A 12,586-nucleotide genomic window follows, 5' to 3' on the forward strand; every position below is an offset into this window, starting at 1 on the left:
AGGCTCGCGCAGGTGGGGGAGTAATGGGTTCAGATTGATGCAAAGTGTTCACATCTTCGAAACGGCTGTCAAGGCTGCGATCGAAGATGTTCGAATCGGAGTGAGGGTGGCGGCCGGGTTTTCGCGGTACAGCAGATTCCACGGCGAGGTGCATCGCCTGCCGCCCGGACCCGGTGTCAGTGCCGGGGCGGCCAACGCTCGTTCGTGTCGGCGACGCCCCGCCCGCTGATCCAGCCATTCGCCCGGCAGTCCCTGCTTTGGGAGCACTACTTGACAGCGGGAATGTGACCGCTAACACTGATGCAGACCGATGGACGACGGTTGGCGCTGGAGGGTCCGATGAGCTCTGTCCTGGCACGCCCGGCAACACGGCACCGGATCGTCAGCGCGGTGTTGACCACCGCCGCGCTGCTGCTCGCCGTCGGCCTCGCCGTCAGCCCGCAAGAGCCTGCCGCCGCGTGGGACAACGGGGTGGCATCGACCCCGCCGATGGGCTGGAACAGCTACGACTCGTTCAACTGGAGCGTCACCGAGGCTGACGTCAAGGCCAACGCGGACTACATGCGCGACAACCTGCGCCAGCACGGCTGGCAGTACGTCGTGATCGACTGGGCGTGGTACTTCCCCGGCCGGCACGACAACAGCCCCAACCAGGACGCGAACCTGCAACCCCGGCTGCGGATGGACGCCAACGGCAGGCTGCTGCCCGACACCACACGATTCCCGTCGGCGACCGGCGGCAACGGCTTCAAACCACTCGCCGACTACGTACACGCGCAGGGACTGAAGTTCGGGGTGCACCTCATGCGCGGCATCCCACGACAGGCGGTGGCCGACAACGTCGCGATCCTCGGCACCAGCTGCCGCGCCAATCAGATCAACAACAGCACCACTGCGGCCTGGCTCAACCTCATGTGGGGCCTCAACATGTCCAACGCCTGCGCGCAGGCCTACCTCGACTCGGTGTTCCAGCTGCTGGCCGGCTGGGGTGTCGACTTCGTGAAGGTCGATGACATCGCCGCGCCGACATACCGGCAGACCGAGATCGACGGATACCGCCTGGCGATCCAGCGCAGCGGCCGACCCATGGTGCTGAGCCTGTCACCCGGGGCGACACCGGTTTCGGGCGGACCACACGTGCAGGCCAACGCCCACATGTGGCGCATCGTCAACGACCTGTGGGACAACTGGTCGGCGCTCGACGCACTGTTCGACCAGCTACGTGCCTGGACACCGTACCGGGCGACGGGCGCCTGGCCCGACCCGGACATGATCCCGATCGGGCGCCTGTCGAAGTACGGGCCGGTCGGCTCGCCACGCTACTCCGGGCTCACCGCCGACGAGCAACGCACCCTCATGACACTGTGGGTCATCAATCGAGCGCCACTCATGTGGGGCGGCAACCTGGTCGAGAACCGCGCCGCCGAACTGGCCTTGATGACCAATACCGCGGTCCTGGCAGTCGATCAGAGCAGCACCAACAACCGCCAGGTCACCGCCGGCACCCGGCAGGTGTGGACCGCCGACGTGCCCGGCGGCAACCACAAGTACGTGGCCCTGTTCAACCGCGAGAGCGCGACGGCGAACGTGTCGCTGAACCTCGCCGAACTCGGCATCGGGTCGGCGACCGTGACCGACCTGTGGTCCGGCGCCAACCTGGGCACGGCCAGCGGCACCCTCACCCGCTCGCTACCCGCGCACGGCTCCGGCCTCTACCGGCTCGCGACCCAGACCACCACACCGACACCACCGCAGGCCTCCACGTACACGTTGACCGCGCGGCACAGCGGCAAGCTGCTCGACGTGTACAACGCCGCCACGGCCGACGGCGCGAACGTCGTGCAGTGGGCAGCCAACGGGCAGGCCAACCAGCGATGGCAGTTCCGGGATGCCGGCGGTGGCTACTTCAACGTCGTGAGCCTCAACAGCGGCAAGTGCCTGGACGTTTACGGCGGCGCGAGTGCCACCGGCGACGGCGTCCGCGTCGTGCAGTGGACCTGTGGCAGCGGCACCAACCAGCAATGGCGCATCCAGGACGCCGGAAGTGGCTACCTCCAGCTCGTCGCCCGGCACAGCAACAAGTGCCTGGACGTGCTCAACGCCGCCACCACCGACGGCGCCCAGGCCGTCCAGTGGACCTGCGGGACGGGCGCCAACCAGCGCTGGCAGCGCACCCAGCCATAGGTGTCGGTGCACGGCTGGACGTCGGCCATGCACCGCATGAGGCTCCGGCCGCGCTGGTTCGACCTGCTCACGACCGGGCACAAGACCGTAGAGATACGGCTGCACGACGAACGCCGCGCTGCGGTGCGGCTCGGCGACAGCATCACGTTCAGTAACACCGACACCCGACAGCAGACGGTCGCCGAAGTGATCGGCCTACGCCGCTTCGCGTCATTCGCGGCCGCGCTGGACGCCATCCCCACCGCAGCTGTAGCCGGTCCCGGAGCCGACCGAGCCACCGCCGAGGCCGAGCTGACCGCCACCTACAGCCCGGCCGACGAGGCGCACCACGGCGTCCTGGCGATCACCATGCAGGTCGCCGCCCAGATGCACCCTTTATCCTGAGTCCGGCAGGCTGGCGCGACCACTCGGTCAACAACGCGGCCCGGGACCGGAACGGGCGATCGCCAGCCGGGATGACACGCGCCGTGGGCTGCAGATGCGATGCTCGTGATTGAAGCGACACGCACGCCGATGCAAGAGTTACCGGTGACATCTCGCCATGGATGAAAAGCACGGCAAGTCGAATCTACGGGGGTCGGTGTGAGGATTCGTGCGCTGCGTGCTGCCGTCGTCGTGCTACTGGCCGCTGTAGCCGGTTGCGCGCCTCCGACCGCCACCGGAGTTCGAGACGGCGGCATGACGCCCGGTGGGGTGACCCTCGTCCGAGCCGACCCGGCTGTTCTCCAACAGTGGGCAGACTTCCCCGTGCAACGCACGCCCCGCCCCATCGTGGTCCTGGGCGACACCCGGATACGGGTGAAGGGCTTCTCGACCGACAACGCAAAGATCGCGCTCATGCAGGGCAAACTCGCCCTGGAAACCGCTCTTCCCGAAGGTCCGGAGACCGTCGAGGCGAAACTGACCGACGGCACCTTCACTCTCCCCGCCATCAGCGCTCGGCAGGCCTACGACGTCATCGTCGCGGCCGGTGACCCGGGTGCGGCAGCCGACGTCGACCCGGCGCCGCTGCGGATCACCAAGGTCGCTGCCGGTACGGCGGAGTTCCGCACCGACCGCGGCGAGCTGACACTGCCCGCATGGCTGTTCACCGCCGTAGAAACCACACAGCCATTAGCAGTGCCGATGCTCGCAGAGTCGGCGTTCTGGCGACTTGACGTACCCAACTACGGCGGGGGCGGGGCGAGCATCGCCGCAGACGGGGTGACGCTGACCGTACATATGATGAAGACCCCCGAGCCGTGCCCAGGAATGCCCACAGAGCGGTTCGAGGCCGAGGTGGCCGAATCGGCCACCGCCGTGACCGTCGGGATGCGGCTGGTCGAGTCCTCACCGGCGGCGGCGCCCGGCCGGCGGGGGGAGTGCGTGGACGATCTCGTGCACCGCACCCAGCCTTACACGATCCGGCTCGCCCAGCCGCTAGGCAACCGGGTACTGGTCGGCAGCGACGGCGCCGCAGTAGTGAAGCAGGGCTGACACGCTCACCGACAGAGCGCGGGTTCTTGGCCGGAGCCGAAGGTCATAGGTGTCGCATGACGCATACGACTCAGCCAAGAGTGGCGCCGTCGCCGACTCCAAGCAAACCCTGCTCTGCACCTACGACGACGTGCGCCAGACGTGGCGACACCACCCGGGCGCAGTCGGTCCGGTAGTCCCGCATGAGACGGTTACGTCGGCTGGGCGCCCTGAAGTCATCCCAGACGGATCCCAGAAGGCCCGTGTCTGCTGTTACTCCATGAGACGACTTCTCCTCGCCGCCACCGGCGCAGCGCTCACAGCGGCCCTATTGCTCGCGGTGCCGGGGTCGGTCCACGTCGAACCCGATACCCGGTTGTCCGTACTCTCCGACGGCGACCCCAGGGGCACAAGCTCCGGTGGCGGCGACCCCACCGGCTAGCGGTGTCGCGAAGTCCTAGCTCAGAGAGTGGGTTGTCGGTGACTGGCGCGACGCTGCCGGTAGACGACCGGGTCGAATGCCGGTGGCCGGCCACCCTTGGAGCCTCGGGGCGCGTCCCCGGCCGCGACGGCAGCTCGTGTGAGATCGACGGCTCACCCCACGGGTATGGGGACCAGGGCAGCGCTTGCAGGGGCAGCGGCGATGGCGCGTGGTGCGTACCGTTCGCACGGTGACGAAGAAATCGACTGCCGTGATCGGGAACGTGGGCGGCATCTGTGTCGTTCTGGCCTTCTTCATGCTGCTCCGCCTGTTCACGACGAACCTTGGACCAGTGGGCATCGCGACTGTGGCTGGAGCCCTTCTCATCGGCGGGGCTCTGCTGCGTATCGAGGCTGCGATACGCAGCGCGAAGCCCGACTGAGTCGCGCTTCGCGCGCGATGCTGACGTCGTCGGCGAATCGTGGCGCGGCTTTGCCGTTGCCGGGTGGTGAGCGTCCGCTGACGCGGTTGCGGACCCGGAGCGAGCCAGCCTGTGGAGACGCGCCGCGACCAATCCTGTCGGCATCGGGGCGGAGAGTTCGGAGATCGTCTCCGGGAGGCGGTGTCAGCTGTGCGTCAACATCTGAGTACCCGCCACTCAGGACATGCCGCCGACCGCTCCTTAGGTTATCTAACATGATCAATTTTCGATCTGTCCTCGGATCCATTACCCGGCTGCGGATCGCGCTGGCGACCCTGACCTGTGCCATCCTGCTGCCCGTAGTCCCCGCACCGGCGGCGGGAGCCGACGACGGCCGACGCCGTGGTGACCTGTCCGACCTGCGGGTGTGCGATCTGTCCGCGTGCTACCTCGCGCTGGGGGTCGTGGACTCCGACGCCGACGGTGTGTCCGACGCCGACGAGATCTCCCTCGGTTACGACCCGCTCGACCCGGCCAGCACCCCGCCCCTGGCCCTCGTCCTGAAAGCGACCCTCGGCCGGAAGCTGCCGACCTACGAGCTCGGCTACGGCACCTGGGCCGTGTTCCCGGAGGAGTTCGTCAGGGGCTTGGAGAAGAACTGGCTCGCCCGCCAGGACCTGCCCGGGGGCATCCCGCCGACGCTGCCGTCGGAGGTCTTCGGGATACCGACGCGCCAGAGCAGCTTCGCGTTGGCCGGTATCGGCGACGGGCTGCTCAAGCAGTTCGGCATCGAGATGCCGTGGGTGAACGGTTTGTCCTTCGGCCTGTCGGCCCGCGACCACGACGGCAAGGACATGGGAATCGACCTCGGCCGGTTCAACGGCAGCTGGTACGGCGCGTACGACGGCGTGACCGCGTGGTGGGCGGCCGGTCACGGCGGCGCGACGGCATGGCCGGCCGACGACGACGGGACGAGAAGGACAAGTTACGGCGACGGGTCCTCGTCGGTCACCACTCCCGATAAGGGGTGCGAAGACATCTGCACCGCGAGCAGCCGGACCGAGTACTACGACTCGGGGCTGAACACGGTGGGGTCCTCCACCGACGAGGCGTACTACGACATGAACGGGGTGTTCCACACCGACCGGACGGAACGCGATAAGAACGACAGGGTCGTCAAGGAGGAGCACACCACGCACCAGAAGAACGACCAGGGCGGCACGACGGTCAAGAAGGAGACCACCGAGTATCACCGCGACAAGAACGGCAACGTCACCGGGACGACGAAGACCACCAAGGAGACGTCGACCGACAAGGACGGCAAGAAGACCTCTTCGGAGAAGACCCAGAAGTGTGATGCCAACGGTCAGAACTGCACTGACGCGATGACCACCGGCGATGAGTTCACCGGCCCGGCTCTGCCCGGCACGGCCTGGCTCTCGCATCAGGAGGTGGCCGCGGCGCTCGAGAAGATGCTGACGATGAAGGGCGCGACGGTCACTCCGGCCCAGGACGCCCCCGATGTGATCGGTGTCGTGACCGACGACGACGTCAACGCGATGATGCACCACCGCGACCTGGTCTCCCTGTTCGCAGGCGAGGACGTCGCCACGCACGCCGGGGCGATGGTCATCTCGGCAGGCTGGAACGAGGCCAAACCGGAGACCCGCCCGGACCTGCCCAGTCCGCTCGAGGGTGCGACCGGCGGCGGCACACCTGGCGGCTGTGCATCCGGCCCTGGCACCTGCTGATGTCCCGGCCCGGCTGCGGTGCGTCGCTCGTCGTAGGCGTGTGCCGTACCGCAGCCGGGCGGCTAGGCCAACCGGCTGCCGATCCCGGACCGGGCGAGGCCGTCCCGTGAGGTGATCCCGAGTTTCGCGTAGGCGCGCGACAGGTGGTTCTCCACCGTCCGCACCGACAGGACCAGCCGTGCGGCGATCTCGGCATTGCTCGCCCCGCCCGCCGCGAGTTCGGCGACCAGGCGCTCGCGGGAGGTCAGCGGGTCGGCGGGCGCTGGTGATCCGGCCAGCAGTGGAGTGGCCGGGTCACCCACTTCGTGCGCGAGTTCGTCGGCCCGCCGGCGCGCGGCGGCGGCGGCCCGGCCCGACCCGCACCGGAACGCCGCAGCCGCGGCCTCTGCCGCGTACAGGGCCGAGCCGGTGGCCTCGAACGCCGCTGCGGCTTCCAGCAGGGTCGCGGGGCTGGCCTGCTCCAGGCCGGTGGCCAAGGACAGCCGCGCCGCGCCGATCGGGGAGTCGACGGTGAGTTCCGCGAGCCGGGCACGCACGCCGGTGTTGTCGTGCATCCGCAGGCGCTCGTGCAGGATCCAGGACTCGGCCACGACCGCCCGTTCCCGCGCGGCCCTGGCCTGGCCCTGTCGTAGCAGGTCCCAGGCCTCGGCGTGACGGCCTACGGCGTGTGCGGCCCAGCCCAGGGCGATCGGCACGGTGTGGCGCAGGAACCCCAGGTCCGCCTGCGGCGAGCGCAGGTGCTCCACCCACGCCGGGTCGGGGGCCATGCCGCGCGAGCCGTAGGACACGGTCAGCACACTCATGCACACCCGGATGCAGTCGGTCATCGCGGCGGCCGTCGCGGTAACGAGGCTGCGCCGCGCCCAGCGCGCAGCGTCGTCGAGGTGCCCGGCCCGCAGCCGCGCCGCGCCGACGCACAGCGCGGCCCAGGCGCGTTCGAAGACGACGCCGTCGGCCAGCGCGCTGTCGTAGGCGCGTTCGGCGGTGCGGGCGGCGTCGTCGAGCCGGCCGTGTTCGCGCAGCGCGTGGCTGGCGTAGACGAGCAGCTTGTCGCGGGTTCCGGTAGCCGCTTGTGGCCCGGCGGCGGTGACGTGGTCGAGCATTTCCTCGACGACGGCGACTGCCTCGCCAGTCTGTCCGATGTGGGTCAAGGCGTTGCTGCGGCTCGTCGCCAACGTGGCCCGCACCGGCAGCGGCAGCCCGGCGCCGTCCCCGATGTCGGAGGCGAGCGCCAGTGCCTCGTCCGGGAATCCGGTGTATGCCAGCGCGTCGGCCTCGGCGACTGCGAACAGGACGCCCACCGACGCCCCAGCGGGATACCTGGCGGACTGCCGCCGCAGCACGTCCTGGGCGGCGGGCAGGTCGTAGCGGCCCCAGAGGATCACCTTGTGCAGGGTCACGGCGAGCAGGGCAGCGTCGGCACCGGGCGGGGTACGGTCCAACGCGTCACGCAGTATGGCCACGGCCTCGTCGGCGCGCCCGGTCTCCCAGAGGGTGACCGCTAGGACGAGGGCGGCGCCGGCAGCGACCTGCGGGTGGGTGGTCCAGTCCGCGCCGGCCCGGTCGAGGCAGGCTCCGGCCAGCCGTACCGCGACGATGGTCGCGCCGCCGGCGGCGGCGACCCGCGCTGCTGCCAGCAGCCGTGCCGGCTCGACGACCTCGCCGGCGTCCAGGCCGAGCACGGTGCAGCGCACATGGTCATGCGGCGTCAGCCTGCGGGCGACGGCAAGGTGCTCGCGCAGCACGGCCCGCCGCTGGGCGGTCGACAGCCCGTCCCACAGCACCTCGGCGAACAGCGGGTGCACGAACCGTGCGTTCTGGCTCGTCCATACCGCGATGCCGTGGGCGACCAGGTGCTCGGTTCCGGTGAGGTGCCCGGCTTGCTCGATCTCGAAGGCATTGGCCTGGCCGGCGGCGGCCAGAAAGCGGGCGGCGGCGGTGGCGATGTCGGGCAGGCCCTCCAGGCGGGCTGGCAGGAGGCTGCGCAGCCCGATCGGGACCGGCAGCGGACCGACCGCGTGCCAGCCGACCGTCGAGCGGAGCAACGTGCCGGCGCGCCGTGCGCCGTCGAGCAGTTGGGTGGTGAACAGCGCGTTTCCTCCTGCGCGGTGCCATACCTCGTCGACGACTCCGGCGTCCACGGGCCCATCGAGAAGGGCGTGGACGAACTCCTCCGTCGACGGCCGGTCGAACGCGGCCACGGTCAGGACGACGGCCGCGGGCGACGCAGCGAGTTCGGCCACGGCAGGCGGCATGCGACCGCCGACGGTCCGTACTGTGCCGACCAGTGTCCGTCCGGCGTCGCGGGCGACGCGCACCGCGACAGCCAGGGAGACCCCGTCGCACCCATCGAGGTCATCGACCGCGAGCGCCGTCCCCGCCGGGACTGCTCGAAGCACTTGGGCGACCATCTCCGCGAGCGATGTCGTCGCCGGGTCGACCAGATGCGCCAGGGCCGCCAGCGGTACATGCGACAGTCCTCGCATGCCCCAGGCTCGGACGGTGGGAACGGCGGTGGACGCCGCATCGAGTAGCCGCGTCTTGCCTACGCCGGCATCACCGGTCACCAGGACCAGGTCCGTCCGCGGATCGTGTACCGCGCCGAGGATCTCACGCAACTCCCGCGCCCGGCCGACCATCGTCATGCTTAGATCATCTCGCAGACCGCCAAGCCTGGGCATCCGCTGAGGCTGCGTGGTCGACGGCTGAGCTGAAGATGACGGTGACGGCGTTGAGCAGCAACTACAGCGTGTTCACCTGGTCTCCTTCCTGGGTCCGCGGTCGGTACGTCAGATCGCCCGGGGCGGGCCGCCCGCCCTCGCCCGCGGCAGCTTCGAAGCCGCCCACAGTCCGGCCAGCGCCACCACCACGAGCACGGCCATGGCCAGACCGTAGGCGCGTTGCGGGGTCGCGGTGATGCCCGCGACGAGGATGGTTCCGGCGATGGCGGTGCCCAGCGACGAGCCGAGGTTGGACACGCTGCGCGACAGTCCGGAGATCTCGCCCTGCCGGTCGTCGCCGAAGCTGGACTGCACCACGTTGACCGACGGGGTCAGCATCAGGCCGAGTCCGAGTCCGATGAGCAGCAGTCCGGGCGCGAACGCCCAGACCCCTGGTGTGCCGGTGACGAGCGCGAGCAGCACCACGACGCCGACCGCGGTGAGCACGAACCCGGCCTGGATGAGGGTGCGCTGCGGGCGCCGCTTGGCCAGGCGCTCGGCGGCCAGTGACGTGATCAGCAGGCCGACCGTCGCGGCGGTGAAGATGACGCCGGTCTGGATCGCGTCGTACCCGCGCACCACCTGCAGGTAAGCAGCGACCGTGAACGAGGTGCCCATCAGGATCAGCCACTGGGCGTTCTGGGTGACCAGGCCGAGGTTCGAGGTGCGGTTGCGGAACAGCGTGGTGGACAGCAGCGGCTCGCGACCGGTGCGCTCCTGGGTGCGCACCCAGCGGAAGAACAGGTACAGCAGCAGCGCCCCTGCGGCGATCAGCGCGAGCATCAGCCAGACGTTGTCGTCGGCGGCGAGGATGCCCGCGACGATGAGGACGAGCCCGGCCGCTGACAGCACCGCGCCGCGGGTGTCGAACCGCCGGGTCGGGTCCGCGGGCAGCGGGTCGAACACCTTACGGCCGAGCACCACGATCACGGCCACCACCAGCGCCTGGAACACGAACGCCCACCGCCAGCTCAGCGCGGACGTGATCAGGCCGCCGATCAGCGGGCCCGCCGCCGCGCCCACGCCGCCCATCGCGCTGATCAGGCCGAACGCCTTGGCCCGCGCGGCGACCCCGGTGAACAGCAGCGTGGTCAGGATGTAGACGGGCGGGATGAGCAGCGCGGTGCCGACGCCCTCCAGGATGGAGTTGCCGAGGATCAGCACGCCGAGATGGGGAGACACGGCGCTGAGCAGCGCGCCGATGCCGTAGAGGATCAGTCCGGCGAGGAAGCAGCGCTTGCGGCCGTACCGGTCGGTCAGCTTGCCGCCCGGGATCATGAGCGCCGCCATCACCAGCAGGAAGATCGTGATCGCGATCTGCACGCCCTGCACGGTGGTGTTCAGGTCGGCGCTGATGTCGTTGATCATGACGTTCATGTTGGAGCCGGCGAAGCTGCAGATGAACTGCGCCAGCGCGAGCGGGATGAGCATCCGCCGCAGTGCACCCGCGGGCGGCCCTGCTGCGGTGGGCTCGGCCGCGGTCATGTGTGCCTCCTCGCTCGCCGCGCCGCGCGGGCCGCGTCGAGCGCCGCGGATCCAGGAGCACGGTCGGCGAAACCCGTCACGTGTGCTGCCCAGCGTAGTCAGCCTGTCCGTTTCATACTGCTTCATCAGGAAAGTGGTCACCTTGACCGACAAAGATCAACTGCCAAGACCCGTCAAGCCGCCAAGAGCGGCGCTGAACAGCCAAGACGGCAAATATGGTGAGCGGACCGCACCCTGCCGGCAATATTCGGCGGCTGCCCAGCAGCGACCGCGTCGGCGTCTGCGATGACGCCGCAGGCACTGCACTTGCCGCGGGCTGCCCAGCACACGTTCCAGCGAGCCGTCAGTGACAGCGTCACCTTGCAGGTCAGAGCTGCCGAAGCTGTATTCAGGCCGAACGTGGCGCTCGTGCTGCGGCGATCAGTGTGGCCGCCGCGGTGAGGCACAGCACCGCCACAGTGATCATCATGGATTCAGTGATCGGAGGAGCAGGCTGGTGATACGGCATAGACGTCCGGGATGCCGTCGGCGTCGCCATCGTGCCCCTCCTGCTCGGCGATGCGCTTGTACACGCGGGCGCGTGCCCGGAGCACGGCCGAAGCGAGCGCCGCGGCAAGGACCGATCCGGCCAGCACCGCGATCTTGGCGTGGGAGTCGGCTTCGTTGCCGGCACCGAACGACAGCTCGCCGATCAGCAGTGAGACGGTGAAACCGACGCCGGCCAGCATCGACAGCCCGACGATGTCGGACCAGGCGAGGCCTTCGTCGAGTGTGGCGGCGGTGAACCGGGCGACGAGAACGGTGGCGGCCAGGACGCCGACGGTCTTGCCGAGGACCAGGCCGGCGGTGATGCCGACCGCGACGGGCGAGGTGAGGGCGGCAGTCAGCCCGGTCAGGCCACCGATGGTGACGCCCGCCGACAGCAGCGCGAAGATCGGGACGGCGATGCCCGCCGAGATCGGGCGCAGCCGGTGTTCGAAGTGGCCGGCCAGGCCGGGATCGTGCTCGCCGCGCGCGTCGCCGCCGTGGCGCGGCCGGACGGGGACGGTGAACGCGAGTAGGACTCCCGCGACGGTGGCGTGGATGCCGGAGGCGTGCACGAGCGCCCAGGTCGCTGCGGCCAGGGGCAGTAGCAGCCAGGGGGAGCGGTGGCGGCGCTGCACGAGGGTGGCGAAGGCCGTCAGCGGGATCATCGCGGCGGCCAGGGGAAGCAGGTGCAGGGTCTGGGTGTAGAACACGGCGATGATGGCGATGGCGATGAGGTCGTCGACGACGGCGAGGGTGAGCAGGAACGTGCGCAGCGCCGAGGGCAGGTTGCGGCCGACGACGGCGAGTACGGCCAGGGCGAAGGCGATGTCGGTGGCGGTCGGGACGGCCCAGCCGCGTGCTGCGGTCGCGTCGGCGTGGTTGACCGCCAGGTAGATCAGCGCTGGGACGATCACGCCACCGGCGGCGGCGGCGACCGGTACGACGGCGCGGCGTGGTTCCCGCAGGTCGCCTGCGACGAACTCGCGTTTGAGCTCGAGTCCGGCGACGAAGAAGAAGATCGCCAGCAGGCCGTCGGCGGCCCACACGCCCAGCGGCAGATCCAGGTGCAGCACAGCGGGACCGACGGTGTGATCCCGGAGCGCTTCGTAAGCAGGCGACCAGGGCGAGTTGGCCCAGATCATCGCGGCCACGGTGGCGGCGAGCAGGAGGGTCCCGCCGACGGTCTCCTGGCGCAGGATGTCGGCTAAGCGCCGGGCCTCGGCCCACGACCCGCGTCCGAAGAGCGCACGGGTGGGTGTAGACGGGGACATACCGGCCTCCTGCGGTCAGCGAAACAGCGGACTCGCCGACCAGACTTCCCGGCACACCTGCCTTCACCCTACCCGCATGATCAGTCTTGGCCGCCGTCGGTGATCAACCGGCGGGACGGACGCCTCGGCCCGTCCGGGTAGGTGGAGTGCCCTGCCGTGGTGCGCGCGGAGATCGCGATCTCCAACTCCGACGTCGTCCACGGGCTGGCGTCGCCGGGCGACTTCGTACCCGCCGACTGAGCAGCCCCATCGGCACCGCCGCCTAAACGGCGCACGAAGTCGGCAGGGCTGAGTCGCGATCCGCTGCAGACTGTTGTCGATGACGTAGTCGAGTGTCCTGGCCAGCTCCT

General features: G+C 69.7%; 8 protein-coding genes. 5 read left to right on the forward strand and 3 right to left on the reverse strand.

All coding sequences use genetic code 11. The annotated features are described in order from the left end of the window. The first annotated feature begins 339 nt into the window (after positions 1 to 339). From HAV40_RS10405 to HAV40_RS10425, 5 genes are all read left to right on the forward strand, one after another. Positions 340 to 2,184, forward strand: coding sequence for an RICIN domain-containing protein (locus tag HAV40_RS10405; RefSeq protein ID WP_166380647.1), 1,845 nt, complete (start codon positions 340 to 342; stop codon positions 2,182 to 2,184). Positions 2,185 to 2,220: 36 nt separating this feature from the next. Next, entirely contained in the window at positions 2,221 to 2,568 is a 348-nt protein-coding gene (locus HAV40_RS10410) for an ASCH domain-containing protein (RefSeq protein ID WP_166380648.1), read from the forward strand. A 363-nt stretch (positions 2,569 to 2,931) separates the two neighbouring features. Then, positions 2,932 to 3,660, forward strand: coding sequence for a hypothetical protein (locus HAV40_RS10415; RefSeq protein ID WP_166380649.1), 729 nt, complete (start codon positions 2,932 to 2,934; stop codon positions 3,658 to 3,660). A 650-nt stretch (positions 3,661 to 4,310) separates the two neighbouring features. Then, positions 4,311 to 4,502, forward strand: coding sequence for a hypothetical protein (locus tag HAV40_RS10420; protein WP_166380650.1), 192 nt, complete (start codon positions 4,311 to 4,313; stop codon positions 4,500 to 4,502). Between the two features lie 254 nt (positions 4,503 to 4,756). After that, a complete protein-coding gene (locus HAV40_RS10425; RefSeq protein ID WP_166380651.1) occupies positions 4,757 to 6,232 on the forward strand; it encodes a thrombospondin type 3 repeat-containing protein in 1,476 nt (491 codons plus the stop codon). A 62-nt stretch (positions 6,233 to 6,294) separates the two neighbouring features. On the opposite strand, the gene HAV40_RS10430 is transcribed toward HAV40_RS10425, so the two are convergent. The 3 genes from HAV40_RS10430 to nhaA form a co-directional block, all read right to left on the reverse strand. Next, complete coding sequence (locus HAV40_RS10430) at positions 6,295 to 8,877, reverse strand: helix-turn-helix transcriptional regulator (protein ID WP_166380652.1); 2,583 nt, start codon at positions 8,875 to 8,877, stop codon at positions 6,295 to 6,297. A gap of 144 nt (positions 8,878 to 9,021) precedes the next feature. Continuing rightward, entirely contained in the window at positions 9,022 to 10,437 is a 1,416-nt protein-coding gene (locus HAV40_RS10435) for an MFS transporter (RefSeq protein WP_203670849.1), read from the reverse strand. 473 nt (positions 10,438 to 10,910) lie between these two features. Then, positions 10,911 to 12,236, reverse strand: a complete 1,326-nt coding sequence (gene nhaA, locus HAV40_RS10440) for a Na+/H+ antiporter NhaA (RefSeq protein ID WP_166380653.1) — start codon at positions 12,234 to 12,236, stop codon at positions 10,911 to 10,913. Positions 12,237 to 12,586: the final 350 nt, after the last annotated feature.

The sequence above is a fragment of the Catellatospora methionotrophica genome, assembly GCF_011297335.1.
Lineage (GTDB): Bacteria > Actinomycetota > Actinomycetes > Mycobacteriales > Micromonosporaceae > Catellatospora > Catellatospora methionotrophica.

Bases quoted from the DNA above. Each gene is read 5' to 3' on its own strand.
- HAV40_RS10405 (WP_166380647.1), top strand. From the start codon at position 340: ATGAGCTCTGTCCTGGCACGCCCGGCAACACGGCACCGGATCGTCAGC.
- HAV40_RS10430 (WP_166380652.1), bottom strand. From the start codon at position 8,877: ATGACGATGGTCGGCCGGGCGCGGGAGTTGCGTGAGATCCTCGGCGCG.
- HAV40_RS10435 (WP_203670849.1), bottom strand. From the start codon at position 10,437: ATGACCGCGGCCGAGCCCACCGCAGCAGGGCCGCCCGCGGGTGCACTG.
- HAV40_RS10410 (WP_166380648.1), top strand. From the start codon at position 2,221: ATGAGGCTCCGGCCGCGCTGGTTCGACCTGCTCACGACCGGGCACAAG.
- nhaA (WP_166380653.1), bottom strand. From the start codon at position 12,236: ATGTCCCCGTCTACACCCACCCGTGCGCTCTTCGGACGCGGGTCGTGG.
- HAV40_RS10425 (WP_166380651.1), top strand. From the start codon at position 4,757: ATGATCAATTTTCGATCTGTCCTCGGATCCATTACCCGGCTGCGGATC.